Origin of the sequence: Paraburkholderia sp. 35.1, assembly GCF_050436525.1 — a bacterium.
Taxonomy (GTDB): Bacteria; Pseudomonadota; Gammaproteobacteria; order Burkholderiales; family Burkholderiaceae; genus Paraburkholderia; species Paraburkholderia tuberum.
On sequence record NZ_JBNDMJ010000003.1, the window covers coordinates 1619044 to 1644570 of the forward strand.

Here is a 25527-nt window from a genome sequence, read left to right on the forward strand (position 1 = left end):
CGTTCGTTACGCGGCGGTTTTGTTTTGAGAGCGTCTCGCGCTGATTACACCGCGCTCATAGCGCGGCGATCCGCACCGGCTCGCCAGCCTGCTGCGTCGCATACTGCGACAGCGCCGCGAAAAACTCCGCGCCGCTGCGCGTGTCGCGCCATTCACCGTCGACGAAACGGAAGTGGAAACCGCCGGCCTTCGCCGCGATCCAGATCTCGCTCATCGGCGGCTGAAGGTTGACGATGATCTTCGTGCGGTTCTCGAATTCGAGCGTCAAAACGTTGCCGCTGCGCTCGAGCTCGATGTCGGCGTCGATGTCGTCGAGCGCGCTCTCGATGGCGGCCAGCACGGCTTCCGCACGGGTCAGGTAATCACTATCGGACATGCTAAACTCCATCGATTATTCATTCAGGGACAGTCATGCGAGTCGTAACTCGGATGCGCGCGGCAGCGCCCGGCCGCGCGATTGTAGCGGTTTTAGTCATTCTCGCAGGTTGTGCGCTTACCGGCTGCGGCCAACGCGGCTCACTCTATCTGCCGACCGTACCGCCGATGCCTGCCCCGCCGGCTCACCGCACGCAAACACCATCGACCGATCGAAGCCAACCGGCTAGCGGCAGCGCGGCCGACACGGGTTCGATCCCGGACACCTCGGGCACGCCGCTCACGCTCGCCCCCGAAGACCAGCTCGCGGCGCCGCCCGCTTCGGCGGCATCGGCTCCCGCAGTGCCGCTGCCCGCCTCTGCCGTCCCTTCCGTTCAATAAGACTTTCGCATGACTCGATCCGCATTTGACTACGTCGACGGCGTATTGCACGCCGAAGGCGTGTCCGCCGTTTCCCTCGCCGAGCAGTTCGGCACGCCGCTCTACGTCTATTCACGCGCCGCGCTCACCGCAGCGTGGAACGCCTATGCGGGCGCCTGCGCGGGGCGTCGCGCGAGCGTGCACGTGGCCGTCAAGGCCAACAGCAATCTCGCGGTGCTGAACGTGTTCGCGCGCCTCGGCGCGGGCTTCGACATCGTGTCGGGCGGCGAGCTCGCGCGCGTGCTCGCGGCTGGCGGCAAAGCGGAAAACACCGTGTTTTCGGGCGTTGGCAAGCAGGCGAGCGAAATGCGCGACGCGCTCGCGGCGGGCGTCAAATGCTTCAACGTCGAATCGATTCCCGAACTCGACCGCCTCAATTCGGTGGCGGGCGAGATGGGCAAGAAAGCGCCGGTGTCGCTGCGCGTGAATCCCGATGTCGATGCGAAAACGCATCCGTACATTTCCACCGGACTCAAGACCAACAAGTTCGGCGTCGCGTTCGAAGATGCGCGTGCCACCTACCAGGCGGCCGCAGCGATGTCGAATCTCGAGGTGATCGGCATCGACTGCCATATTGGCTCGCAGATCACCGAAGTCGCGCCCTATCTCGACGCGATCGACAAGGTGCTGGAACTCGTCGAGCAGATCGAGCAGGACGGCGTGTCGATTCGCCATATCGACGTCGGCGGCGGTCTGGGCATCACCTACGACGACGAAACGCCGCCGGAAATCGGTGAGTTCGTGCGCACGGTGCTCGATCGCATCGAAGCGCGCGGCCACGGTCACCGCGAAGTCTATTTCGAGCCGGGCCGCTCGCTGGTCGGCAATGCGGGCGTGCTGCTCACACGTCTCGAGTTTCTGAAGCCGGGCGAGGACAAGAACTTCGCGATCGTCGACGCGGCGATGACCGATCTCGCGCGCCCCGCGATGTACGACGCCTATCATGCCATCGAGCCGGTCGTGAAGCGCGACGTCCCCGCGCATGTGTACGACGTGGTCGGCCCGGTCTGCGAAAGCGGCGACTGGCTCGGCCGCGAGCGGCTGCTCGCGGTCGAACCCGGCGATCTGCTCGCGATCCGCTCGGCCGGCGCGTACGGCTTCGTGATGAGCTCGAACTACAACACCCGTGCGCGCGCCGCCGAGGTGATGGTGGATGGTACACAGGCGCATGTGGTTCGCGCGCGCGAAGAGGTCAAGCAGCTGTTTGCGGATGAAACGATACTGCCGGCGTAAACGTCAGTCCCTGCGGCAGAGCGCGAAGGTCGAGCGCAGCAACGAAAATGGCGATGCCACGGTGGCATCGCCATTTTTATTTGAAACAGCGTGACGCCAATAAACTCGCCATCATCGTCGGCGCGTTCCCATCCTCCGCTCACGTATCCACACCACCAGCCGCCATCCCAGCAACGCGATCATCACCGCGCCGTAGATCTTCGGCAGCAGCAGGTCGTGCTTGCCTGCCTTCATCCACCAGAAATGCAGGATCGCGAGCACGCCGATCGCATAGATCGCGCGATGCAGCGTCTGCCAGCGACGTCCGAGCTTGCGCACCATCGCGCGCGGCGACGTGACCGCAAGCGCGATCAGCAGCACGAACGCGGCGAAGCCCACCGTGATGAACGGCCGCTTGCCGATGTCCTTCAGAATCTCCGCAACATCGAACCACTTGTCGAACCACAGGTACGTGGTGAAATGCAGCGTCGCGTAGAAGAACGTGTAGAGCCCGAGCATGCGGCGCAAACGCACGAACGCGGCGACGCCGGTCAGACGGCGTAGCGGCGTCACCGCGAGCGTGATGCACAGGAACACGAGCGTCCACAGGCCGGTCGAGCGCGTGATGAATTCAATCGGATTCGCGCCGAGCCGGTCGGTCAGGCCGAACAGCACGAGGCGCGCGAGAGGATAGAGCGCCGCGATGAAGACCGCGACTTTGGTGGGCACGACCCAGCGCGCGCCGCCGGTGGAACGCGGCTTCGCCGCCGACGCCGACGACGTCCGCCGCCTCACAGGCTCGGTGCGGGTGACAGTTTGCGTATCGGAAACCATCGCGCTCGCCCTAGAAGTTCTTCTTCAGGTCCATGCCCTGATAGAGCGACGCGACCTGATCGCCGTAACCGTTGAACATCAGCGTCTTGCGTTTCGGCGTGAAAAAGCCGTCTTCGCCGATGCGCCGTTCAGTGGCTTGACTCCAGCGCGGATGATCGACATTCGGATTCACGTTCGAATAAAACCCATATTCGTTCGACGCGTACGTGTTCCAGCTCGTCGGCGGCTGCTTCTCGACGAAGCGGATTTTCACGAGCGACTTCGCGCTCTTGAAGCCGTACTTCCACGGCACCACGACGCGCACCGGCGCGCCGTTCTGATTCGGCAGCACCTGGCCGTAGAGGCCCATCGTCAGTAGCGTCAGCGGATGCATCGCCTCGTCCATCCGCAGGCCTTCGGAGTAAGGCCAATCGAGTATGGGTGCCGACAACCCTGGCATCTGCGACGGATCGGCGAGCGTGATGAACTGCACGTACTTTGCATTGCCGGTCGGTTCGACGCGTTTGATCAGCTCCGACAGCGAGACCCCGATCCACGGCACCACGATCGACCAACCTTCGACGCAGCGATGCCGGTACACACGCTCCTCGAGCGGCGCGAGCTTCAGCAGATCGTCGATGTCGTACACCTTCGGATTCTTGATCTCGCCCTCGACGCTCACCTTCCACGGATGCGGCCGCAACGTGCCCGCGCGCTGCGAGGGGTCGGATTTACCGGTGCCGAACTCGTAGAAATTGTTGTAGGTTGTGATGTCCTTGTACGGCGTGATCTTGTCGAGCGCGACGAACCTGGTGTTGGTTTTCGCCGCGAGCTTCTGCGCCTTCGGATCGGGCGACGAGTAGGTCGCGAGCGCCTCGCCGCTCACGCCGATCAGGCCGCCGAGCGCCATCGCGCCCGCCGCCTGCAGGATGCGTCGCCGGTTTTCGAACACGTGCCGCGGCGCGATTTCGCTGCGCGCGATGTCATCGCCGGTCAGTTGAATTCTGTCGCTTCGCTTGATCCACATCGTGCTACTCCTTGCCGGCCCGCCGCGTCGCGCGCGTTGCGGAGCCTTATTGATGATCGCCCCTTTGGGGGCGTCTGTCATCCATGGGTAGTTGCTCTGGTGCTCGACTGGCGAACACCGGGCAGCAACGAATATTCCATCGGCCATAAAAAAACCGCCGGTGCGAAAGCACGCGGCGGTTCTTAGTCGGTTCAGCGCGGCGGATCTTACAGCTTGCCGTAGCTATGCAAGCCCGACAGGAACATGTTCACGCCGAGGAACGCGAAGCTCGTGACCAGCAGCCCGGTCAGCGCCCACCACGCGGCGAGCGCGCCGCGCAGGCCCTTCATCATACGCATGTGCAGCCAGGCCGCGTAGTTCAGCCACACGATCAGCGCCCACGTCTCCTTCGGGTCCCAGCTCCAGTAGCCGCCCCAGGCTTGGGCGGCCCACAGCGCGCCGAGAATCGTCGCGATCGTGAAGAACGCGAAGCCGACCGCGATCGACTTGTACATCACGTCGTCGAGCACGTCGAGCGCCGGCAGACGATCCGCGAGCACGCCGCGTTCCTTCGCCAGATATGCGACGCCGACCATCGCCGACAGCGCGAAGCTGCCATAGCCGATGAAGTTCGCCGGCACGTGAATCTTCATCCACCAGCTTTGCAGCGCCGGCACGAGCGGCTGGATCTGCTGCGCGTCGCGCGCGACCGAGTACCACATCAGGAAGCCGACGGCTGCGCTGATCACGAGCAACACGAACGCGCCGAGCGCGCGTGTGTTGTAGTGCTGCTCGTAGTACAGATAGAACAGCGCGGTGATCAGGCTGAACAGCACGAACACTTCATAGAGGTTCGAAATCGGAATATGGCCGACGTCCGCGCCGATCAAATACGACTCGTACCAGCGCACCATCATGCCGACGAAGCCCATCAGCACCGCCGCCCACGTCATCTTCGAGCCGATCGCGGCGCCGGTCGGCGAGCGCGACAGCAGCGCGATCCAGTAGAACCCGGTCGCGAATACGAAGAGCGCGCTCATCCACAGGATCGCGGACTGGCTCGACAGGAAATACTTGAGGAAGAAAGCGTTGTCGGCGCGGCTCAGATCGCCGTGGTAGATCTGGATTGCGAGCAGCGACAGCGCGGCGATTCCCACCATCAGCGGACGCACCGGCTTCCAGCGCCAGCCGAGCACGACGAAAACCGGCACCGAGCACATCAGCACCAGTTTGTCGTAGTAGTTCATGAACGGGTAATAGCGCGACAGCGCGAACCCGGCGCCCCCGACAAGCGCGAGCGCGAACAGCCAGTCGACGATACCCAGGCGTTTCAGGAACGGCCGTTCGTCGAAGTTCGGGAGTTCGGGCGTGCTGCTCGCAAACGCCTTGTCGGCGCGTGAAGCAGAAGAAGAGGAGGAGGAAACCTGAGTCAAGTCCATGATCTTACCGGGTCGAATCCTGTGAGCTTGCCGACGCAGCGGCGGCCTGGCCGGCCGGGCTGGCATCGGCTGCTTCGATGAGTTTCGCGCCCAATGCGGCGCTCACGGCGGCCCGCGTCTGGACGAACTCTTTCTCGAAGTCTAGCGTCTTACGCGCGCTCGACATCGCCATTACGACGCTCGTGCCGTGGTCCGTGTCCTTGAGCCAGAACCACAGACGCCGTTCGCGAACGTAGAACATCGAGAAGATGCCCAATACGAGAAGCAGGCTGCCAAGATACACGACTTTTTTGCCCGGCGCGCGCGTCAACTGAAATACCGAAGCTTGCACCTGCTTGAATGAGTCAAGCTGCAAATAGACCGGCGATCCATACAGAAAGCTGTCGGAAATCGCATTAAGCGAACTCTGGATGAAGCGGCTCGTGCCCGCATCGGCCGGCGCGGCGGGCTCGCCGAGCCGCTGGCGCGACAGTTGCCACAAGTCCCACGTCACGCCTTCGAGCATGCGAAGCAGCAGGCCCGCGGCCTTTTCCTGCTCGCCCTTCGGTACCGAGCGGTCGATAAACCCAGCGACCGCCTGGAAGCCGCCGAGCGTTTCGCCATTCGGCATCTTCATGCTGCCGTCGGCGCCCGCAAAAAGGGTCAGCACCCGCAAGGCGCTTTCCTCCAGATGTTGCTGCAACTCCGCATTTGAACCCGGCACCGAACGCTGCGCGAATTGATGAGCGGCGATGGCCCGTTGGTTCGGGTCTTCCAGCGTGGCGCGCAGATTCATCCATTCCTTGAGCGTGCCGCCGCTGTCGGCGGGAATTCGCAGATAGCGGAACGGGTCATCGGGATTCAAGCGCATGCCGGCGAGGAACATTTTCTCGCCGTTCACGTCGACGGGCAGCATGTAGTTGTTGTATTCGCGCGCCTGGCCATCCTTGCCGCGAATCTTGTACTGCACCGACGGGCCGACGTTGTGCAGATCGAGCGGCTTCGACGTTTTCGCGCCGGAGCCGAGGCGCTCGTCGAACGCTTCCTTCAGCGAGTGCTGCGCGACAACCCCGCGCGCATCGTTCTGCCCGTTGCCGTTCGAGATGTTTTCGACGTTGATCGCGCGGAAGTCGGTGAATTCGACGGTCTGGCCATCGGCCAGCGGCGTGGCCGAGCTCAACGGCGCGCTGCCGCCGATCGTGCCGCCAAACGGCGCGGGCTTTGCACTCGGGCCGGACATCGGGAAGGCAGTCATCTGCATCTGCGAGCCGCCGTCCTGGAAGCTCGATTGATAAATCGACACGCCGTCGTATTCGAACGGCTTGTTGACCTCGACGCGCGCCGGCACGCGCGCGCCGGTCTTGTGATCGATCACGACGATGTCGCTCGCGAACAGCTTCGGCATGCCGGTCGAGTAGTAATCGACGATGAACTTGTTGAGCTCGATCGAAAACGGCAGGTCCTGGATCAGCGAACCATTGGGCTGATTCAGGATCGCGGTCGACACGTGCTGCCCCTCGGGTACCCACGCGTAGCCGCGGAACGTCGGGTTCGATTGCGACAGCCGATGCTCGGGCGAAATCTCGTTGATCACCGTGTTCGAGTTGATCGGCGACTTGTCGAACAGCCACATTTGCAGCTTGATCGGCAGATTGCTGTCGAGCAGGCCGCCGAGGCAGATCACGACGATCGCGAGGTGCGCGAAGATGTAGCCGAACTTCGTCAGCGCGCCACGCTTCGCGGCGATCAACGTCGCGCCGTCCGACTCGCGCGTGACGAACTTGTAGCCCAGCTTCGCCGACAACCTTGCGAGCACCGCCGCCGACTGCGCGCGCGTGCCGTGCACCGCGAACTCACCCTTGTGATGGAACGCGCGCAGGCTGCCTTCTCGAACCTTGTCCTTCCAGCTCTTCACGTCGGCGACCATCTTCGGCGCATTTCGGATCACGCAGAGCGACACAGACACCATCAGGAAGCCGAGAATCAGCATGAACCACCACGAGCTGTACACCGTGTAGAGGCTCAGCGCGCGGAAGATGTCCGCCCAGAACGGACCGAACTGGTTGACGTAGTTGGGATACGGATCGTCCTGCGTGAGGACGGTACCGATGATGCTGGCGATCGACAGAATGACGAGCAGCGCAATGGCAAAACGCATCGAGCTCAGGAGCTCGATGGCGCTGCGCATGACGCGATTGCCCGACTTCGACTGCAGACCCGACGTGGTGACGCTCATTCAATCTCCGACTGAACAGCAAAAAAGGGTGAAGGGCTGTCGTAGCGACGACACCCTCACCCTTTTCTTGTTTTTCACCGGCCTCGCCGGGCCGGTTGGATTTGCGCGGACGAAGCGCTTAATGCAGGCCCGCGATGTAGTCGGCAACCGCTTTGATTTCGTTGTCCGACAGACGCGATGCTATCGCATGCATCGCGTCGTTGTTATTACGAGCGCCCGGACCTTGCGTGAACGCGGTCAATTGCGTGACCGAGTACTCGGCCCACTGCCCCGACAGGCGTGGATACTGGATCGGAATGCCCTGCCCCGTGGGCCCGTGACAGGCCGCGCAGGCCGGCACCCCGCGGTCGGCAATCCCACCGCGATAGATCTGCTGCCCCACCGCGACGGTCTTCTTGTTGTGCGCATAGCCTGGCTTGGGCGTCTGCGTCGAGAAGTAAGCCGCGACGTTGATCATGTCCTGATCGGAAAGCGCGGCGGCCATGCCCGCCATGATCGCATTGTTGCGCGCGGCCTGTTTGGCGCCCGGCTGCGGCTTGAAATCTCTGAGCTGCTTGACGAGGTACTCAGGATGCTGGCCCGCCAGTTTCGGGTATGCGCCGCCGGCACTGTTGCCGTCTGCGCCGTGACATGACGCGCATACCTGTACCGCGATTGCCTGCCCCCGATTGATGTCCGGCTTTGCCGGATCTGCTGCTCGTGCCTGAATTGCCAAACCTGAAAGACCTGCCGTTACATGAAGCACCATCAGAGTCTTGCACAGTCGATTCATTCGCACACCCTGTCTCGTCTTGTGGGATTTTAGATGTTCTGCAAAGTACGACGACGGCGACCGAGTGACCGCCAGGAGCCGCCAAGGCACGTGGGGCGGCCTCCTAAGGTTTTCAGTAAACCATCGTATTGTACAATAACTCGCTAATCGCTTAGACGCCAGTCGGGCTTGACCCCGTTCCCGCTGCGGACTCCGCAGCTTCTCCAATCTGGCTTCCACCATGCCCTTCCTGCTCCACGAATCCCGCTTCTATACCACCGTCAATCATCTGCGTGACCTGCCGGCCACCGCGCAGCCCGAGATCGCTTTCGCGGGACGCTCGAACGCGGGCAAATCGACCGCGATCAACGTGCTCTGCAATCAGAAGCGACTTGCATTCGCAAGTAAGACGCCTGGCCGCACGCAGCACATCAATTATTTTTCGGTTGGCAAGGCGGATGAGCCGACCGCCTATCTGGTCGACCTGCCGGGCTACGGTTATGCGGAAGTGCCGGGTGCGGCGAAGGCGCACTGGGAAGCGCTGCTGTCCACGTATCTGCAATCGCGCTCGCAACTGCGCGGCATGATCCTCATGATGGATTCGCGCCGCCCTCTGACGGATCTAGATCGGCGCATGATCGAGTGGTTCGCGCCGACCGGCAAGCCGATCCACACGCTGCTCACCAAATGCGACAAATTGACGCGCCAGGAAAGCACGAACGCGTTGCGCACCGCGCAGAAGGGACTGGCCGAATATCGGGCTGCGGGCTATCGCGGCGAACTCACCGCGCAACTGTTTTCGGCGCTCAAGCGAACGGGGCTCGATGAAGCGCATGAGCTGATCGAGAGCTGGCTGATCCCGGAGGCAGCGGGCGAAACAGGCGAAACGCCGGCCGCGGGCTGAACGCATATCAATGCAGGAATCCCGCGGCACGCGTGATATGCCTGTAAAACCCGCGTCAGAGCGCGTTTGCGGCCGCGCATAAAAAAACCCGCCGCTTGAACGGCGGGTCAAACAGCCTAATCGAAAAACGACAGGCACCCGCTCAGGGAGGAGAAGCGGGGAGGTCAGCGCTAGGCGCCTTGCTCGATCGGTATGATATACCATTGTCTCGAAAAGTTTCCGGGAGCGGAGCTAGGTGCTATTTGTCCACTCCACCTATCCACGATCTTCGATTCGATATGAGCTTCTACCCGCACTACCGTCCGCGCCGCATGCGCCGTGACGACTTCTCGCGTCGCATGATGCGCGAAAACATCCTCACGACCAACGATCTGATTTACCCCGTATTCATCGTCGAGGGAACCAACGTGCGGCAAGCCGTGCCGTCGATGCCGGGCGTCGAGCGTGTGTCGGTCGATCTGCTGATGGGCGTCGCCGGGCAGTGCGTCGAACTGGGCGTGCCGGTGTTGTCTCTGTTTCCCGCGATCGAGCCCTCGCTGAAAACACCCGAAGGCCGTGAAGCGGCCAACCCCGCGGGCCTGATCCCGCGCGCGGTGCGCGAGTTGAAGAAGAATTTTCCGGGGCTCGGCGTGCTCACCGACGTGGCGCTCGATCCGTATACGAGCCATGGTCAGGACGGCGTGCTCGACGAAGCCGGCTACGTGATCAACGACGAAACCGTCGAGATCCTCGTCGAGCAGGCTCGTGCGCAGGCGGAAGCCGGCGTCGACATCGTCGCGCCGTCGGACATGATGGACGGACGCATTGGTGCGATCCGCGAAATGCTCGAGAGCGAGGACCATATCCACACGCGCATCATGGCGTACGCGGCGAAGTACGCTTCGGCGTTCTACGGCCCGTTCCGCGATGCCGTCGGTTCCGCGACGAACCTCGGCAAGAGCAACAAGATGACCTACCAGATGGACCCGGCAAATTCCAACGAGGCGCTGCGCGAAGTGCAGGCCGACATCAACGAAGGCGCGGACATGGTGATGGTCAAGCCGGGCATGCCGTATCTGGACATCGTGCGTCGCGTGAAGGACGAGTTCCAGTTCCCCACCTACGTGTACCAGGTAAGCGGCGAATACGCCATGCTGAAGGCCGCCGCGCAGAATGGCTGGCTCGATCACGACAAGGTGATGATGGAATCGCTGCTCGCGTTCAAGCGTGCAGGCGCGGACGGCGTGCTGACGTATTTCGCGCTGGATGCCGCGAAGATCCTGCGTTCGCAGAAGTAAGCCAGGCGCGGTTTAGCGCGCGGCCGTCGAGAAAAAAACGGAGGCGAACCTTAGGGTTTCGCCTCCGTTTTTTTGTGCTGCCGTTTGCGAAGCGGCGGTCTTGCAACGCCCCGCGGCCTTCGATTACACCCCCGATGCACTCGCCCGATCCAGTGTGCGCAGGAATTTGTCCGCCGATTCGTAGCCGACCTCCCGCAACACTTCCTTGCCACCCTGATCGAAAAAAATAATCCCCGGCGGCCCGAACAGATTGAAGCGCTTGAGCAGCGCCTGGTCGTCGGTATTGTTCGCAGTGACGTCGGCGCGCAGCAGATTCATCTGCTTCAGCTTCGCCTGAACGCGCGGGTCGCTGAAGGTGAATTTCTCCATCTCCTTGCAGCTCACGCACCAGTCCGCGTAAAAATCGAGCATGGCTGGCTGCGCCGCCGTTTTGACGGCCTGGTCGAGCTGATCCGATGAACGTACCGGCGCGAACGTCAAATCGCTTTGCGGCGCCGGCGCGGCCGCGCTGGAGCCATCCTTCGCGATGCTCGCCTGATTGCCGACGCGAGCCGCGAGCACCGCCAGCGGTCGCAGCGGATCCAACGATCCCGCCGCGAGGCCAACTAGAAGCGCGGCTGCCCAAACCGCCATCACGACGCCGACCGCCCGCCCAAGCCGGTGCCATATCGAGGCGCCCGCAACCGACTTGGAAAACAGGCCGAGCGCAACCGCGGCGATCAGCAGCCAGAGGGCGCTCAACAGCATCGACGCCGCCCCGCCGAGCACCGGCCAAACAATCCACAGCGCCGCGGCCAGCAGAACGACGCCAAAGAACACTTTTACGCTGTCCATCCACTTGCCCGCGCGCGGCAGCAGTGTACCCGCGCCGAGGCCAATGATCAGCAGCGGCAGCCCGAGCCCGATGCCCATCGAGAACAGCGCCGCGCCACCGAGCACGGCGTTGCCGGTATGCGCGATGAACGCGAGCACCGCAAAAAGCGGCGCGGTCATGCAGGCGCCGACCACCAGCGCCGACAGCGCGCCCATCACGGCGACCGCGGTAAATTTGCCACCCGAGCGTCCCGCTGACGCGCTCGACATGCGATCGCGCCAGCGCGGCGGCAGTTCGAGATCCACACCAGCGATCAGCAGCAGCGCGAAAATCGTCAGAAGCCCGCCGAACGCGCCGAGCACCCACGGGTTCTGCAGCCATGCGCCGAGACTCTGCCCGACGAGTGCCGCCACGACACCCAGCACCGTGTATACGAGCGCCATCCCGACTACATACGCGAGCGACAGCGCGAAGCCACGCCTGCGCGTGACGCGCGCTCCCTCACCGATGATGATCGCCGACAGAATCGGAATCATCGGATACGAGCACGGCAGCAAGCTCAGAATGGCGCCGGCAACGAAATAAAGCCCGACGATCGCAAAAAAACCGCCACGCTGCAGCAGCGACTGCGCGTAATCGGCGCTGGTGGCGCGTTCGTACCAGGGTTCGTCGTCAGCGGCGGCGGATTGTTGCGCGGTTGGGGTCGCCGTCCCGCTGCCAGCCAGCTGCAGCGCCTCGCTGCTCACGTGGTACACGCGCTCCATCGGGGGGTAGCAGATGCCCGCGTCGGCGCAGCCCTGCGACGTCACCGCAAGATCGAACGGTCCGGCAGCCTGCTTGACCGGAATACGAATCGTCAGCTCGTTGCGATACGTCTCGACATTCTTGTTGAATGTCTGATCGAACTTCACATGACCGCCTGGCAGTTCAGGCTCGCCAAGCGTCGCCGTGCCGTTGCGGGTCGCGAACGCGAAGCGCTCGCGGTACATGTAGTAGCCGTCCGCAATCTTGTAGGTGACGACGACTTGGCCGGGGGCCTCGGTCGCGCTGAACCGGAACGCGACGGACGGGTCGAGGAAGTCGTCCGCAGCGCGCGCGAGCGTGGCGACTTGCGCGAGGAACACGCAGCCGAGCAGAAAGAATGCGGTGCGCAGCGCAGCGCGCGCGCGCCGGTCGAGACCGTTAAACATGGACAGGGCGTTGGGTTTCAGCAGTGATCCACTGGCCGTAGGCGGCGGAGGCCGTCGCTTGCCATGAGAGGATTTCCGGCGTGCCGTAGGGATGATGAGCCTGAATGTATTGCTCCAGTTCGAGCGCGCGAGCGGCGCTGGTCTTGAACAGCAGCTGGATTTCCTGCGCGGTTTCGATCGCGCCCTGCCAGTGATAGCTCGACTGCACGCTTCCTAGCTGGGTGACGCACGCGCAAAGGCGAGCGGCGAGCGCTTCGGCTGCGAGCTTTTGAGCGCCGGCCGCATCCGGCACCGTTGTCAGCACCAAGGTCACATTCACACTCACACCAAGCTCCGGCGGCGCAGGATTTCGATCCCGATATCGTATCACCTGGCCCTGTCGCCCTGCAGGGCGCCACGCGGTGCGGCCGCGACATTTGGTCACAGCGAAGCGGCTTTCGCTATCAATGAAAAATCGGCCGCAGAAAACAAAAAAGCCAGGCGATGCGCCTGGCTTTTTGTCGAAGCAGAAAGCTTACTCAGCTTCTTGCACTTCCGTTTCTTCAACTTCCGGACGGTCGAGCAGTTCGACCAGTGCCATCGGCGCATTGTCACCAACGCGGAAGCCGAACTTCAGCACGCGCAGGTAGCCGCCCGGACGGTTTGCGTAGCGCGGGCCGAGCACGTCGAACAGCTTCGTGACCGAGTCACGATCGCGCAGGCGGTTGAACGCCAGACGACGGTTTGCGAGCGACGGCTTCTTGCCGAGCGTGATCAGCGGCTCGACGACTTTACGAAGTTCCTTGGCCTTCGGCAGCGTGGTCTTGATGACTTCGTGCTCGATCAGCGAGTTGGACATGTTACGGAGCATTGCCAAACGGTGGCTGCTCGTGCGGTTCAGTTTCCGCAGACCATGACGGTGACGCATGTTAATTCCTTCAGTTCAAAGTTTTGGTCCAGCTCTTCTATCGCACTCGTTCTGCAGCATCGCCTACAAACAGTGAGCGCACGGGCCGGTAGTGACAAAAGACAAGACGCGGATTTTAAAGGAAAATCCGCGCCTTTGCCAGTACAGTACATCGGTGCAATTCGCGGGTCACACCCAACCGAGTTGTCCGCTTACTTGTCGAGACCAGCCGGCGGCCAGTTTTCGAGCTTCATGCCGAGCGTCAGCCCACGCGATGCCAGAACTTCCTTGATCTCGTTCAGCGACTTGCGACCCAGATTCGGAGTCTTGAGCAGTTCGTTCTCGGTACGCTGGATCAGGTCGCCGATGTAGTAGATGTTCTCGGCCTTCAGGCAGTTCGCGGAACGAACCGTCAGTTCGAGATCGTCGACCGGACGCAGCAGGATCGGATCGATCTGCGGTGCGCGCGACGGCGCTTCCGCCGCTGCTTCGGTACCTTCCAGCGCCGCGAACACCGACAACTGATCCACCAGAATGCGCGCCGATTGTCGGATCGCTTCTTCCGGCGAAATCACACCGTTGGTCTCGATGTTCATCACGAGCTTGTCGAGGTCGGTGCGCTGCTCGACGCGAGCGCTTTCGACCGCGTAGCTCACGCGACGAACCGGCGAAAACGAGGCGTCCAGCACGATCCGGCCGATGATCTTGGCCGACTCTTCACCGTAACGACGCACATTGCCCGGCACATAGCCGCGGCCCTTTTCGACCTTGATCTGCACGTCGAGCTTGCCACCCTTCGACAGATGCGCAATCACGTGATCGGGATTGATGACTTCGCAATCGTGTGCGAGTTCGATATCGCCGGCCGTGACCACGCCTTCGCCTTCCTTCCGCAGCGTAACCGTCACTTCGTCACGATTATGCAGCTTGAAGACGACGCCCTTCAGGTTCAACAACAGGTTGACCACATCCTCTTGCACACCGTCGAGCGTCGAATACTCGTGCACGACGCCTGCAATCGTCACCTCGGTCGGGGCATAGCCTACCATCGACGACAACAGCACGCGCCGAAGCGCGTTGCCCAAGGTGTGGCCATAACCGCGTTCAAACGGCTCCATGACCACTTTCGCGTGGCTTTCGCCAAGCGATTCAACTGCAATAATCTTGGGCTTCAACAAACTGGTTTGCATAGGTTTTCCTTTTCAATACCCTCGGCTCGTTACACCGATAAGGCTGACCGGTAACAACCTGAAAATAAACAGCCGAGACGCCCCCTTGCGCAACGCAATCAGGGCGCCCCGGCCATCAATCCGATTACCGCGAATACAATTCGACGATCAGGCTTTCGTTGATGTCGCCAGCGATGTCGCTGCGTTCCGGCTTCTGCTTGAAGGTACCTTCGAACTTCTTCGCGTCGACCGCGACCCAGCTCGGCATGCCGCCTTGCTCAGCGAGCGACAGCGCCTCAATGATGCGAGCCTGCTTGCGCTTCTGTTCGCGCACGGCGACGACGTCCCCAGCCTTCACTTGCATCGACGGGATGTTCGTCACGACGCCGTTCACCGTGATTGCCTTGTGGCCAACGAGCTGACGTGCTTCAGCGCGCGTCGAGCCAAAGCCCATGCGATACACGACGTTGTCCAGACGCGATTCGAGCAGTTTCAGCAGGTTCTCACCCGTGTTGCCCTTCAGGCGGTCTGCTTCAGCGAAGTAGCGACGGAACTGGCGCTCGAGGACACCGTAGATACGCTTTACTTTTTGCTTCTCGCGCAGCTGAGTGCCATAGTCGGACGTACGTGCGCCCGAGGTACGGCCGTGCTGGCCGGGCTTGCTGTCAAGCTTGCACTTGTCAGCGAGCGAACGGCGCGCGCTCTTCAGGAAGAGGTCAGTGCCTTCACGGCGGGACAGCTTGGCCTTGGGGCCGATATAACGTGCCACGTTAATTCCTTCTGTGATTTGTCACGCGAATGCTTCCACTCGCGCTAGTCCGAACCCTTTGAGTCGAACGGTGGGCTTAGTCAATTCAAATAACACGCGCAGCCCGCCACCGCGCAAGGCGGCAACAGGCGCTCGAAATACCAGCGTCTTAGATACGACGACGCTTCGGCGGACGGCAGCCGTTATGCGGGACCGGCGTCACGTCGGAGATCGCGGTGATCTTGATGCCAAGACCATGCAGCGCGCGCACCGCCGATTCCCGGCCAGGACCGGGGCCCTTGATCCGCACTTCGAGGTTCTTCACGCCGTATTCCATCGCCACGCGGCCAGCTGATTCAGCTGCGACCTGAGCTGCAAACGGAGTCGACTTACGCGAACCCTTGAAGCCCTGACCGCCCGACGTTGCCCAGGCAAGCGCGTTGCCTTGACGGTCGGTGATCGTGATGATGGTGTTGTTGAACGACGCGTGAACGTGAACCACGCCCTCGGCGACGTTCTTCTTGACCTTCTTGCGAACGCGTTGCGCCGCGGAGTTGTTCGAAGCCTTAGCCATTACGTTTTCCTGTAACTGTCAGTTCCGCTTACTTCTTCAGCGATTGCGCTGCACGACGCGGACCCTTGCGCGTACGGGCATTCGTACGCGTACGCTGGCCGCGCAGGGGCAGACCCTTACGATGCCGCACGCCACGATAGCAGCCGAGATCCATCAGGCGCTTGATGTTCATCGTCGTTTCACGGCGCAGATCGCCTTCAACGATGAACTTGCCGACTTCTTCACGCAGCTTTTCGAGGTCTGCGTCAGTCAGGTCTTTGACCTTCTTCGAAAATGCCACACCAGCAGCGACGCAAATGTCGCGCGAGCGCGTGCGACCGACACCGTAAATAGCCGTCAGGCCGATTTCAGTATGCTGGTGATTCGGGATGTTAACCCCTGCGATACGAGCCATTGTTTTTCCTCAAACAAAAAGCGCAAGCAAAAGCGCGGCGTTCAGCCTTGACGCTGTTTGTGGCGCGGATCAGAACTGCAAATCACGCGCACAACGCCTTTGCGCTTGATGATCTTGCAATTGCGGCAAATGCGCTTAACCGATGCCATCACTTTCATGATATTACCCTTTTTTCAAATCACTTCGCCCGGAACACGATCCGCGCACGCGACAGATCGTAAGGCGTCAATTCAACCGTCACCTTGTCGCCCGGCAAGATCCGGATGTAGTGCATCCGCATTTTGCCGGATATGTGTCCCAACACGACATGGCCGTTTTCCAGCTTCACCCTGAAGGTAGCATTAGGCAGGTTCTCGATTACTTCGCCCTGCATCTGGATAACATCGTCTTTGGCCATAAGTCCTTTCAACGCATCGGGACGCCGCCGCCTTTGAAATTAGCTTTCTTCAGCAGCGATTCATACTGTTGCGACATAACGTACGACTGCACCTGCGCCATGAAATCCATTGTGACGACGACAATGATCAGCAGCGACGTTCCACCAAAATAAAACGGCACGTTCCAGCGTAGCACCAGAAATTCAGGCAGCAGGCAAACGAACACGATGTAGATCGCACCGGCAAGCGTCAAACGCGTGAGGATGCGGTCGATATATCGCGCCGTCTGATCGCCCGGGCGGATACCTGGGACGAAAGCGCCGCTCTTTTTCAGGTTGTCGGCCGTTTCCCTGCTGTTAAACACCAGTGCAGTGTAAAAGAAGCAGAAGAAGACGATCGCCAACGCGTACAGCAACACATACACCGGTTGACCGGGCTTCAGGGCTTCGGCAACGTTGTGCAACGTGTCTGCGAACCAGCTGGTACGCGAACCCGAACTGAACCAGTTCAGGATAGTTGCCGGGAAGAGAATGATCGACGATGCGAAGATCGGCGGAATCACCCCCGACATATTCAGCTTCAGCGGCAAATGCGAAGACTGGCCGCCGTAAATCTTGTTGCCCACCTGCCGCTTCGCATAATTCACAAGTATCTTGCGCTGGCCGCGTTCGATGAACACCACCACATAGGTCACAGCAGCAATCAGCGCGACGACGATAATCGCCGAGATGATGCTCATCGAGCCGGTTCGCACCAGTTCAAAGAGACCACCGATTGCGTTCGGGAAACCCGCCGCAATACCGCCGAATATGATGATCGAAATACCGTTGCCAAGCCCGCGCTCCGTGATCTGCTCACCCAGCCACATCAGGAACATCGTGCCGGTCACCAGCGTCACGACCGTCGTCAAGCGGAAAACCATCCCCGGATCGATCACGAGGCCCGGCTGATTTTCCAGAGCGACGGCAATACCGAACGCCTGGAACGTCGCCAGCACAACCGTGAAGATCCGCGTGTACTGCGTAATCTTTCGCTGACCTGCCTGCCCTTCCTTTTTCAGCGCTTCGAGCTGCGGCGAAACAATCGCCAGCAACTGCATGATGATCGACGCCGAAATGTACGGCATGATCCCCAGCGCGAAAATCGTGAACCGCGAAAGTGCGCCACCCGAGAACATGTTAAACATGCCAAGGATGCCGCCCGACTGGCTTTGGAACAGTTTCGCCAGTTGGTCCGGGTCGATACCCGGCACCGGAATATGCGCGCCGATACGGTAGACGACTAGCGCCAGCAGCAGGAACACTGCTCGCCGGCGCAGATCGCCAAACTTCGCCGCGCTGCGACCGGGTTTTGCGAGACTCGGGCTGTTAGCCAAGTACCTTCTCCGATGCAAGTGCTAGTGACGGCAATTAACTTGCGCGTTACTCGGCAAAAGAGCCACCGGCTGCCTCGATAGCAGCACGTGCGCTCTTCGTCGCACCCAGACCCTTCACAACGACCTTGCGCTTGAGCTCGCCCGTTGCAATGATCTTGGCGCTACGGATCAGCTCGCCGACGAGGCCGGCTTGCTTGAGAGCCAGCAGATCGATTTCGTCGACCGGCAGCTTCTCCAGATCCGAGAGACGTACCTCACCGACGAATTCCTTCGTCAGCGAGGTGAAGCCACGCTTCGGCAGGCGACGTTGCAGCGGCATTTGACCGCCTTCAAAGCCGACCTTGTGAAAGCCGCCCGAACGCGACTTCTGACCCTTGTGACCACGGCCAGCGGTCTTGCCGAGGCCGGAGCCGATGCCGCGACCAACGCGGCGCTTTGCGTGCTTCGCGCCTTCGGCCGGCTTCAGGTTATTCAATTCCATTATCAACTCCTTGAGTCCTGGTCAGCCGCTTAGCTGATGACCTTAACGAGGTACGAAACCTTGTTGATCATGCCGCGCACAGCCGGCGTATCCTGCAACTCGCTAACCGAGTTGAGTCGGCGCAGGCCCAAGCCACGCACCGTTGCACGGTGCGATTCACGGGTGCCGATCAGGCTCTTGACGAGCTGGACCTTGACAGTTTTATCAGACATGGTGTCCACCTTTAGCCCAGAATTTCTTCGACGGACTTGCCACGCTTCGCAGCGATGTCGGCCGGCGTGGACTGCTTGCGCAGGCCATCGAGCGTCGCACGAACGAGGTTGTACGGGTTCGTCGAGCCGTGGCTCTTGGCCACAACGTTCTGCACGCCCATCACGTCGAACACGGCGCGCATCGGGCCGCCCGCGATCACGCCGGTACCGTCTTTCGCCGGAGCGAGGAGGACCGTCGATGCGCCGTGCTTACCGTGCACTTCGTGTTGCAAGGTACCGTTCTTCAACGGCACCTTGAACATGTTGCGGCGAGCCTGTTCCATCGCCTTCTGGACAGCGACCGGGACTTCCTTCGCCTTGCCCTTGCCCATACCGACGCGGCCATCACCGTCGCCAACCACGGTCAGTGCAGCGAAGCCGAGAATACGGCCACCCTTCACGACCTTGGTCACGCGGTTAACCGCGATCATTTTTTCACGAAGGCCGTCGTCGCGTTCGTCAGCCTGAACTTTAGCTTGCATCTTTGCCATGACGAATTCTTCCCTTAGAACTTGAGTCCGGCTTCGCGCGCCGCGTCAGCCAGCGCTTTCACGCGGCCGTGGTAACGGAAACCCGAACGGTCGAAGGCGACGGATTCGATGCCGACAGCCTTAGCCTTTTCTGCAATGCGCTTGCCGATCAGGGTGGCAGCAGCAACGTTGCCGCCCTTTCCCGATTGATCGGCCAGTTGCGCACGCACTTCGGCTTCGAGCGTCGACGCGCTAGCGAGCACCTTGGTGCCGCACGGCGAGAACACTTGCGCATAGATGTGCGTGTTCGTGCGATGCACGGCGAGACGCGCGACCTGCAGCTCAGCGATCTTGATACGCGTCTGACGAGCGCGGCGCAGGCGAGATTGAGTCTTATCCATGATTGCGCACCCTTACTTCTTCTTCGTTTCTTTGAGGATCACAACCTCATCGGCGTAACGCACGCCCTTGCCCTTGTAGGGCTCCGGCGGACGGTAGCCGCGCACTTCTGCAGCGACTTGACCGACTTGTTGCTTGTTGATCCCCTTGATCACGATTTCGGTTTGCGACGGGGTTTCTGCCTTGACGCCAACCGGCATCTGGTGCACCACCGGGTGCGAGAAACCCAGCGACAGGTTCAGCTTGTCGCCTTGCGCTTGTGCGCGATAACCGACGCCAACCAGCGTCAGCTTGCGCTCGAAACCCTTCGTCACGCCGTGCACCATGTTCGCAACCAGCGCGCGCATCGTGCCCGACATCGCATTCGCCTCGCGGCTTTCATCGACCGGTTCGAACTTCAGCGTGCCGCTGTCGTTCACTACCTTCACGAGGCTGTTGGCAGCCTGCGAAATTGTACCCAGCGGACCCTTGACAGTAATGCTGTCGGCGCTCAGGGCCACTTCCGCGCCTTGCAGCGCGATTGGGCTCTTACCTACTCGAGACATGTTTCTCTCCTTTCGGCCTTAAGCGACATAGCAGATGACTTCGCCGCCAACGCCCGTTGCACGTGCCTTGCGGTCCGTCATCACGCCCTTCGGCGTCGACACGATTGCCACGCCCAGGCCATTCATGACCACGGGGATGTCGTTACGGCCGCGGTACACACGCAGACCAGGCTTCGAGACGCGTTCAATGCGCTCGATGACCGGACGGCCAGCGTAATACTTCAACACGATGTTCAATTCCGACTTCGCACCTTCGGACTTCACTGCGAAATCGTCGATATAACCTTCGTCCTTCAGGACCTGCGCAATCGCAACCTTGACTTTCGACGAGGGCATAGTCACCGAAACCTTCTCGACCATCTGCGCATTGCGGATGCGAGTCAGCATATCGGCGATAGGATCACTCATGCTCATTTATGTTTCTCCTATTACCAGCTCGCCTTGGTCAGGCCAGGGATCTCGCCGCGGAACGCGATTTCGCGAATCTTGTTACGCGCCAGCCCGAATTTACGGAACGTGCCGCGCGGACGACCGGTAATTGCGCAACGGTTGCGCTTACGGGTCGGGTTAGAGTTTCGCGGCAGTTGCTGCAGTTCCAGGCGTGCTGCGTAATGCTCTTCTTCCGACTTGCTCGTATCGCCAATGATTGCCTTCAATGCTGCACGCTTGGGAGCGTACTTGGCGGCGAGGCGAGCACGCTTCTTTTCACGTTCGATCAGTGCCAGTTTAGCCACGGTAACCTCAGTTTCTGAACGGGAACTTGAAGCTGGCGAGCAGAGCCTTTGCTTCGTCGTCAGTCTTCGCAGTCGTCGTGATGCTGATGTTCAGCCCACGCAGTGCGTCGATCTTGTCGTAGTCGATTTCGGGGAAAATGATCTGCTCTTTCACACCGACGTTGTAGTTGCCGCGACCATCGAACGCCTTGCCCGACACGCCACGGAAGTCGCGCACACGGGGGAGCGCAACCGTCACGAAACGGTCCAGGAATTCGTACATTGCCTGGCCACGCAGCGTGACCATTGCACCGATCGGATAGCCCTGACGGATCTTGAAGCCAGCGATTGCCTTGCGTGCCTTCGTGATCACCGGCTTCTGGCCCGCGATCTTCGTCAGATCGCCAACGGCGTTTTCGATGATCTTCTTGTCAGCGACGGCTTCGCCAAGGCCCATGTTCAGGGTGATCTTGGTGATGCGCGGCACTTCCATCACGGACTTGTAACCGAACTTCTCGATGAGGCCGGGTACAACCTTCTCTTTGTAAAACTCTTGCAAACGAGCCATTTTTTACTCCGCAGCGTCAGGCGCTCAGTACGGCACCGGTCGTCTTCAGGAAACGGACCTTCTTGTCCCCTTCGACCTTGATGCCTACACGCGATGGCTTGCCATTCGCGTCCACCAATGCGACGTTCGAAATTTGCAGCGGCATCGTCTTGGCTTCCACGCCGCCCGTCGTACCCTTCATCGGGTTCGGCTTGACGTGCTTCTTGACGAGGTTGATGCCCTCGACAGTCACGGTCTCGCCGTGAACGGCCAGCACCACGCCACGCTTGCCCTTATCTTTGCCGGTGATGACGATAACTTCGTCACCCTTGCGAATCTTGTTCATCGCGACTCCTTACAGCACTTCAGGCGCCAGCGAAACGATCTTCATGAATCGTTCGCTACGCAACTCGCGCGTGACAGGCCCAAAAATACGGGTACCGATCGGTTCGAGCTTGGTGTTGAGCAACACAGCCGCGTTGCCGTCGAACTTGATCAGCGAGCCGTCCTGACGACGCACGCCCTTGGCGGTGCGAACCACCACGGCGTTGTAGATTTCGCCTTTCTTCACGCGCCCGCGCGGCGTTGCCTCTTTGACAGTCACCTTGATGATGTCGCCAATGCTGGCATAACGACGCTTCGAGCCGCCGAGCACCTTGATGCACATGACTTCACGTGCACCCGTGTTGTCGGCCACTTCAAGCCGAGTTTCGGTCTGGATCATGGTTTATCTTTCCCAACTTAATCCGGTCACACCACCATGGCGCTTCCCGGTCAGTCTTGGTCCCGTCAGCCGATCGGCTGCTTGGGTTAGAACAGCAGCGACGGCAAACGAAACCCGCCATCGCAATCCGGTGAATCCTTCGGTCTAGGCTGGCGCCCGAACCGCTTCCCCCACCAACTTCGCCCGCGACGGGGCTCCCATAAAGAGGGAAGACCGAGATTATATCAAATAATCTCGGTCTTGCAAGCGAAACTTACTGCGATTTCAACTACTTCTACAGCTTTGCGACATTAGATGACGCGAGCAGCCTCGACCAGGCGAGCCACAACCCAAGCCTTCGTCTTCGAAATCGGACGAGTTTCCTGGATTTCAACGAGGTCGCCCTCGTTGTACGTGTTCGCGTCGTCATGCGCGTGGTACTTCTTCGACCGCACGACGTACTTGCCGTAGATCGGGTGCTTCACGCGGTGCTCGACCAGCACGGTAACCGTCTTGTCCATCTTGTTGCTGACGACCTTGCCGACCAGCGTCCGCTTGAGCGAGGTTTTTACGCTATCGTTCATTTCTGGTTCGCCTTCTCAGTCAGGACGGTCCGCACACGCGCGATGTCGCGACGGACCTTCTTCAGCTGGCTCGTGTTCGTGAGCTGCTGGGTCGCGAGTTGCATGCGCAGGCCGAATTGCGCCTTCAACAGGTCCGACAGCTCCTTGTTGAGCGCGGCCTGATCTTTCTGGTGAAGTTCGGAAGCCTTCATCATTTGCTCCTTAGGCGCCGAGCTGACGCACGATAAACGTCGTCTTCAGCGGCAGCTTCGCTGCAGCCAGACGGAACGCTTCGCGCGCCAGTTCTTCGGTTACGCCGTCCATTTCGTACAGCATCTTGCCCGGTTGAATCTCAGCGACGTAGTACTCCGGGTTACCCTTACCGTTACCCATACGCACTTCCGCCGGCTTGGTCGAGATCGGCTTGTCCGGGAAGATCCGGATCCAGATGCGGCCACCGCGCTTGATGTGACGCGTCATCGCACGACGCGCCGCTTCAATCTGGCGCGCGGTCAGACGGCCACGACCGACAGCCTTCAGGCCGAACTCACCGAACGACACCGCGTTGCCGCGGGTAGCAACGCCGGTGTTACGACCTTTCTGCTCTTTGCGATACTTTCTGCGTTTCGGTTGCAGCATCGTTATTCTCCAGTCTTCCCGTCGCCGCCGGCACCGCCAGCACGTCGGGGAGCGCCACGGCGTGCACCTGCCGGGCCACCACCTTCACCATCACGACGCGGACGGCGATCGCCACCCGGACGTGCGTTGCGGCGCGGACGCTTTTCTTCGGCGACTTCTTCGACCACCGGTGCGTCGTTGCGGCCGAGCGTGTCGCCCTTGTAGACCCACACCTTCACGCCGATGATGCCGTACGTCGTCTTTGCTTCCGACGTTGCATAGTCGATATCCGCACGCAGCGTATGAAGCGGCACGCGACCTTCGCGATACCATTCCGTACGCGCGATTTCGATACCGTTCAGACGGCCAGCGCTCATGATCTTGATGCCTTGAGCACCCAGACGCATCGCGTTCTGCATCGCACGCTTCATCGCGCGGCGGAACATGATCCGGCGCTCGAGCTGTTGCGTGATCGAATCAGCGATCAGTTGCGCGTCCGTTTCCGGCTTGCGGATTTCTTCGATGTTGACGTGAACCGGAACGCCCATGCGCTTTTGCAGCTCGGACTTCAGCAGTTCGATGTCTTCACCCTTCTTGCCGATCACGACACCCGGACGCGAGCTGAAAATCGTGATACGCGCGTTCTTTGCAGGACGCTCGATCACAACGCGGCCGACGGACGCGTTCTTCAGCTTCTTCTTCAGGTATTCACGAACACCGATGTCTTCCTGCAACATCGCCGCGAAATTGTTGTTGTTCGCGTACCAACGCGAAGCCCAATTGCGGCTGACGGCCAAACGGAAGCCAGTCGGATGAATTTTCTGTCCCATCGTATGACCCCTTAATTCCCGACCGTCACAGTGATGTGACAGGATTGCTTCTCGATGCGGTTACCGCGGCCTTTAGCGCGCGCGGTGAAACGCTTCAGCGATGCTGCCTTGTCGACATAGATGCTCTTGATCTTGAGCTCGTCGATATCGGCGCCTTCATTGTGCTCCGCATTCGCGATCGCCGACAGCACGACCTTTTTCACGATCCCCGCAGCCTTCTTCGGCGAGAACGTCAGAACGTTCAGCGCCTTGTCGACCGGCAAACCGCGGATCTGGTCAGCCACAAGGCGCGTTTTCTGCGCCGAGATGCGGGCACCGCGATGAATTGCTTTCACTTCCATCTTGACTGCCCCTTATTTCTTGGCCTTCTTGTCGGCCGCGTGTCCCTTGAACGTACGGGTCAGTGCGAACTCGCCAAGCTTGTGGCCGACCATGTTTTCCGTGACATACACCGGAACGTGTTGACGGCCGTTGTGAACGGCGATCGTCAGGCCGATGAAGTCCGGCAGGATCGTCGAGCGACGCGACCAGGTCTTGATCGGTTTCTTGTCACGCGATGCTGCAGCCGCCTCAACCTTCTTCAGCAAATGGGCGTCGCAGAACGGACCTTTCTTAATAGAACGTGCCATTGCCTACTCCTTAACGCTTGTGACGGCGCTGGACGATCATGCTCGTCGTGCGCTTGTTGCTGCGGGTGCGATAGCCCTTCGTCGGCGTGCCCCACGGGCTCACCGGATCGCGGCCTGCCGCTGTCTTGCCCTCGCCACCACCGTGCGGGTGGTCGACCGGGTTCATTGCAACGCCACGCACCGTCGGGCGGATACCGCGCCAGCGGTTCGCACCAGCCTTACCGATTTGACGGAGGCTATGCTCTTCGTTGCCTACTTCACCGATCGTTGCGCGGCATTCAACGTGAACGCGGCGGATTTCGCCCGAACGCAGACGAACCTGCGCGTAGATGCCTTCGCGAGCCAGCAGCATCGCCGACGTACCCGCCGAACGCGCCATTTGCGCGCCCTTGCCCGGCAGCATTTCGATGCAGTGAATCGTCGTACCGACCGGGATGTTGCGGATCGGCAGCGTGTTACCTGCGCGGATCGGCGCCTCCGAACCCGACATCAGCTGTTGACCGACGGTAATACCCTTCGGAGCGATGATGTAGCGGCGCTCGCCGTCTGCGTACAGAACCAGCGCGATGTTCGCGCTACGGTTCGGGTCGTACTCGAGACGCTCGACCTTTGCGGGAATACCATCCTTCGTGCGACGGAAGTCGACGACACGATAGTGATGCTTGTGACCACCACCCTTGTGACGCGTGGTGATGTGACCGTTGTTGTTACGGCCGGCGGTCGACGACTGCGTGTCGAGCAGCGCTGCGAACGGCTTGCCCTTGTGCAGTTCCTTGTTGACCACCTTGACCATCGCGCGGCGACCCGGCGAAGTCGGCTTAACTTTCACGATTGCCATG

37 protein-coding genes are annotated in these 25527 nt (G+C 60.8%); 4 read left to right on the forward strand and 33 right to left on the reverse strand.

What is annotated here, in order from left to right:
- Nucleotides 1-55 precede the first annotated feature (55 nt).
- Nucleotides 56-376 carry an iron donor protein CyaY gene (gene cyaY / locus OKW27_RS27575; protein ID WP_090802140.1) on the reverse strand — a complete coding sequence of 107 codons (321 nt, stop codon included), beginning with the start codon at nt 374-376 and terminating at the stop codon, nt 56-58.
- A gap of 35 nt (nt 377-411) precedes the next feature.
- Here cyaY and lptM point away from each other — a divergent pair, with 35 nt between their 5' ends.
- Entirely contained in the window at nt 412-756 is a 345-nt protein-coding gene (gene lptM / locus OKW27_RS27580) for an LPS translocon maturation chaperone LptM (RefSeq protein ID WP_429335407.1), read from the forward strand.
- Nucleotides 757-765: 9 nt separating this feature from the next.
- Nucleotides 766-2028, forward strand: coding sequence for a diaminopimelate decarboxylase (gene lysA, locus OKW27_RS27585; RefSeq protein ID WP_429335408.1), 1263 nt, complete (start codon nt 766-768; stop codon nt 2026-2028).
- A 111-nt stretch (nt 2029-2139) separates the two neighbouring features.
- On the opposite strand, the gene msrQ is transcribed toward lysA, so the two are convergent.
- From msrQ to OKW27_RS27610, 5 genes are all read right to left on the reverse strand, one after another.
- The gene (gene msrQ / locus OKW27_RS27590; RefSeq protein ID WP_429335409.1) at nt 2140-2841 is read right to left on the reverse strand and encodes a protein-methionine-sulfoxide reductase heme-binding subunit MsrQ; all 702 of its coding nucleotides are present in this window, start codon (nt 2839-2841) and stop codon (nt 2140-2142) included.
- A 10-nt stretch (nt 2842-2851) separates the two neighbouring features.
- Complete coding sequence (gene msrP, locus OKW27_RS27595) at nt 2852-3847, reverse strand: protein-methionine-sulfoxide reductase catalytic subunit MsrP (RefSeq protein ID WP_187612942.1); 996 nt, start codon at nt 3845-3847, stop codon at nt 2852-2854.
- Nucleotides 3848-4053: 206 nt separating this feature from the next.
- Complete coding sequence (gene ccsB, locus OKW27_RS27600) at nt 4054-5265, reverse strand: c-type cytochrome biogenesis protein CcsB (RefSeq protein WP_090802147.1); 1212 nt, start codon at nt 5263-5265, stop codon at nt 4054-4056.
- 4 nt (nt 5266-5269) lie between these two features.
- Nucleotides 5270-7480, reverse strand: coding sequence for a cytochrome c biogenesis protein ResB (locus OKW27_RS27605; RefSeq protein WP_429335410.1), 2211 nt, complete (start codon nt 7478-7480; stop codon nt 5270-5272).
- 118 nt (nt 7481-7598) lie between these two features.
- Nucleotides 7599-8252, reverse strand: a complete 654-nt coding sequence (locus OKW27_RS27610) for a c-type cytochrome (protein WP_090802150.1) — start codon at nt 8250-8252, stop codon at nt 7599-7601.
- A gap of 220 nt (nt 8253-8472) precedes the next feature.
- On the opposite strand from OKW27_RS27610, the gene yihA reads away from it, so the two are divergent.
- Together yihA and hemB are read left to right on the forward strand one after the other, a co-directional pair.
- Entirely contained in the window at nt 8473-9135 is a 663-nt protein-coding gene (gene yihA / locus OKW27_RS27615; RefSeq protein WP_018420165.1) for a ribosome biogenesis GTP-binding protein YihA/YsxC, read from the forward strand.
- 278 nt (nt 9136-9413) lie between these two features.
- Complete coding sequence (gene hemB, locus OKW27_RS27620) at nt 9414-10412, forward strand: porphobilinogen synthase (RefSeq protein WP_090802152.1); 999 nt, start codon at nt 9414-9416, stop codon at nt 10410-10412.
- Between the two features lie 123 nt (nt 10413-10535).
- Here hemB and dsbD read toward each other — a convergent pair whose 3' ends face one another.
- The 27 genes from dsbD to rplB form a co-directional block, all read right to left on the reverse strand.
- Nucleotides 10536-12416 (reverse strand): protein-disulfide reductase DsbD, encoded by a 1881-nt coding sequence (gene dsbD, locus OKW27_RS27625; protein WP_429335411.1) that lies wholly within the window; start codon nt 12414-12416, stop codon nt 10536-10538.
- Nucleotides 12409-12741 (reverse strand): divalent-cation tolerance protein CutA, encoded by a 333-nt coding sequence (gene cutA, locus OKW27_RS27630; RefSeq protein ID WP_429335412.1) that lies wholly within the window; start codon nt 12739-12741, stop codon nt 12409-12411. The genes dsbD and cutA overlap by 8 nt, the downstream gene beginning before the upstream one ends.
- 189 nt (nt 12742-12930) lie before the next feature.
- Nucleotides 12931-13323 (reverse strand): 50S ribosomal protein L17, encoded by a 393-nt coding sequence (rplQ, locus tag OKW27_RS27635; protein ID WP_013090750.1) that lies wholly within the window; start codon nt 13321-13323, stop codon nt 12931-12933.
- A 191-nt stretch (nt 13324-13514) separates the two neighbouring features.
- Nucleotides 13515-14492 (reverse strand): DNA-directed RNA polymerase subunit alpha, encoded by a 978-nt coding sequence (locus OKW27_RS27640; protein ID WP_007730697.1) that lies wholly within the window; start codon nt 14490-14492, stop codon nt 13515-13517.
- Nucleotides 14493-14616: 124 nt separating this feature from the next.
- Complete coding sequence (gene rpsD / locus OKW27_RS27645) at nt 14617-15240, reverse strand: 30S ribosomal protein S4 (protein WP_090802157.1); 624 nt, start codon at nt 15238-15240, stop codon at nt 14617-14619.
- 148 nt (nt 15241-15388) lie between these two features.
- A complete protein-coding gene (gene rpsK, locus OKW27_RS27650; RefSeq protein ID WP_006052224.1) occupies nt 15389-15793 on the reverse strand; it encodes a 30S ribosomal protein S11 in 405 nt (134 codons plus the stop codon).
- Nucleotides 15794-15821: 28 nt separating this feature from the next.
- The gene (rpsM, locus tag OKW27_RS27655) at nt 15822-16187 is read right to left on the reverse strand and encodes a 30S ribosomal protein S13 (protein WP_013589830.1); all 366 of its coding nucleotides are present in this window, start codon (nt 16185-16187) and stop codon (nt 15822-15824) included.
- A gap of 41 nt (nt 16188-16228) precedes the next feature.
- Nucleotides 16229-16345, reverse strand: coding sequence for a 50S ribosomal protein L36 (rpmJ, locus tag OKW27_RS27660; protein WP_004199844.1), 117 nt, complete (start codon nt 16343-16345; stop codon nt 16229-16231).
- A 20-nt stretch (nt 16346-16365) separates the two neighbouring features.
- Entirely contained in the window at nt 16366-16584 is a 219-nt protein-coding gene (gene infA / locus OKW27_RS27665; protein WP_004521905.1) for a translation initiation factor IF-1, read from the reverse strand.
- Between the two features lie 8 nt (nt 16585-16592).
- Nucleotides 16593-17939 (reverse strand): preprotein translocase subunit SecY, encoded by a 1347-nt coding sequence (gene secY, locus OKW27_RS27670; protein WP_090802158.1) that lies wholly within the window; start codon nt 17937-17939, stop codon nt 16593-16595.
- A 46-nt stretch (nt 17940-17985) separates the two neighbouring features.
- Nucleotides 17986-18420 (reverse strand): 50S ribosomal protein L15, encoded by a 435-nt coding sequence (rplO, locus tag OKW27_RS27675; RefSeq protein ID WP_018420156.1) that lies wholly within the window; start codon nt 18418-18420, stop codon nt 17986-17988.
- A 29-nt stretch (nt 18421-18449) separates the two neighbouring features.
- On the reverse strand, nt 18450-18632 hold the full coding sequence (rpmD, locus tag OKW27_RS27680; RefSeq protein ID WP_008923335.1) for a 50S ribosomal protein L30: 183 nt from the start codon (nt 18630-18632) through the stop codon (nt 18450-18452).
- An 11-nt stretch (nt 18633-18643) separates the two neighbouring features.
- On the reverse strand, nt 18644-19162 hold the full coding sequence (gene rpsE, locus OKW27_RS27685; RefSeq protein ID WP_075303262.1) for a 30S ribosomal protein S5: 519 nt from the start codon (nt 19160-19162) through the stop codon (nt 18644-18646).
- Between the two features lie 14 nt (nt 19163-19176).
- The gene (rplR, locus tag OKW27_RS27690) at nt 19177-19542 is read right to left on the reverse strand and encodes a 50S ribosomal protein L18 (RefSeq protein WP_134169729.1); all 366 of its coding nucleotides are present in this window, start codon (nt 19540-19542) and stop codon (nt 19177-19179) included.
- Nucleotides 19543-19554: 12 nt separating this feature from the next.
- A complete protein-coding gene (rplF, locus tag OKW27_RS27695; RefSeq protein WP_090802160.1) occupies nt 19555-20085 on the reverse strand; it encodes a 50S ribosomal protein L6 in 531 nt (176 codons plus the stop codon).
- A gap of 18 nt (nt 20086-20103) precedes the next feature.
- Nucleotides 20104-20499, reverse strand: coding sequence for a 30S ribosomal protein S8 (rpsH, locus tag OKW27_RS27700; protein WP_006052216.1), 396 nt, complete (start codon nt 20497-20499; stop codon nt 20104-20106).
- A gap of 14 nt (nt 20500-20513) precedes the next feature.
- Entirely contained in the window at nt 20514-20819 is a 306-nt protein-coding gene (gene rpsN, locus OKW27_RS27705) for a 30S ribosomal protein S14 (RefSeq protein ID WP_090802162.1), read from the reverse strand.
- Between the two features lie 7 nt (nt 20820-20826).
- Complete coding sequence (rplE, locus tag OKW27_RS27710; RefSeq protein ID WP_090802163.1) at nt 20827-21366, reverse strand: 50S ribosomal protein L5; 540 nt, start codon at nt 21364-21366, stop codon at nt 20827-20829.
- A 16-nt stretch (nt 21367-21382) separates the two neighbouring features.
- Nucleotides 21383-21691, reverse strand: a complete 309-nt coding sequence (rplX, locus tag OKW27_RS27715) for a 50S ribosomal protein L24 (protein WP_008923340.1) — start codon at nt 21689-21691, stop codon at nt 21383-21385.
- Nucleotides 21692-21700: 9 nt separating this feature from the next.
- Nucleotides 21701-22069 (reverse strand): 50S ribosomal protein L14, encoded by a 369-nt coding sequence (gene rplN / locus OKW27_RS27720; RefSeq protein ID WP_006998478.1) that lies wholly within the window; start codon nt 22067-22069, stop codon nt 21701-21703.
- A gap of 290 nt (nt 22070-22359) precedes the next feature.
- Nucleotides 22360-22632 (reverse strand): 30S ribosomal protein S17, encoded by a 273-nt coding sequence (rpsQ, locus tag OKW27_RS27725; protein ID WP_007180129.1) that lies wholly within the window; start codon nt 22630-22632, stop codon nt 22360-22362.
- On the reverse strand, nt 22629-22823 hold the full coding sequence (gene rpmC, locus OKW27_RS27730) for a 50S ribosomal protein L29 (RefSeq protein WP_007180130.1): 195 nt from the start codon (nt 22821-22823) through the stop codon (nt 22629-22631). The genes rpsQ and rpmC overlap by 4 nt, the downstream gene beginning before the upstream one ends.
- Before the next feature lie 10 nt (nt 22824-22833).
- Entirely contained in the window at nt 22834-23250 is a 417-nt protein-coding gene (gene rplP / locus OKW27_RS27735; protein ID WP_008923342.1) for a 50S ribosomal protein L16, read from the reverse strand.
- A gap of 2 nt (nt 23251-23252) precedes the next feature.
- Nucleotides 23253-24059 (reverse strand): 30S ribosomal protein S3, encoded by an 807-nt coding sequence (rpsC, locus tag OKW27_RS27740; RefSeq protein WP_012434570.1) that lies wholly within the window; start codon nt 24057-24059, stop codon nt 23253-23255.
- A gap of 11 nt (nt 24060-24070) precedes the next feature.
- Nucleotides 24071-24400, reverse strand: coding sequence for a 50S ribosomal protein L22 (gene rplV / locus OKW27_RS27745; RefSeq protein WP_004199272.1), 330 nt, complete (start codon nt 24398-24400; stop codon nt 24071-24073).
- Between the two features lie 12 nt (nt 24401-24412).
- Nucleotides 24413-24688 carry a 30S ribosomal protein S19 gene (gene rpsS, locus OKW27_RS27750; protein ID WP_006998484.1) on the reverse strand — a complete coding sequence of 92 codons (276 nt, stop codon included), beginning with the start codon at nt 24686-24688 and terminating at the stop codon, nt 24413-24415.
- A gap of 10 nt (nt 24689-24698) precedes the next feature.
- On the reverse strand, nt 24699-25526 hold the full coding sequence (rplB, locus tag OKW27_RS27755; RefSeq protein ID WP_018420149.1) for a 50S ribosomal protein L2: 828 nt from the start codon (nt 25524-25526) through the stop codon (nt 24699-24701).
- Nucleotide 25527: the final 1 nt, after the last annotated feature.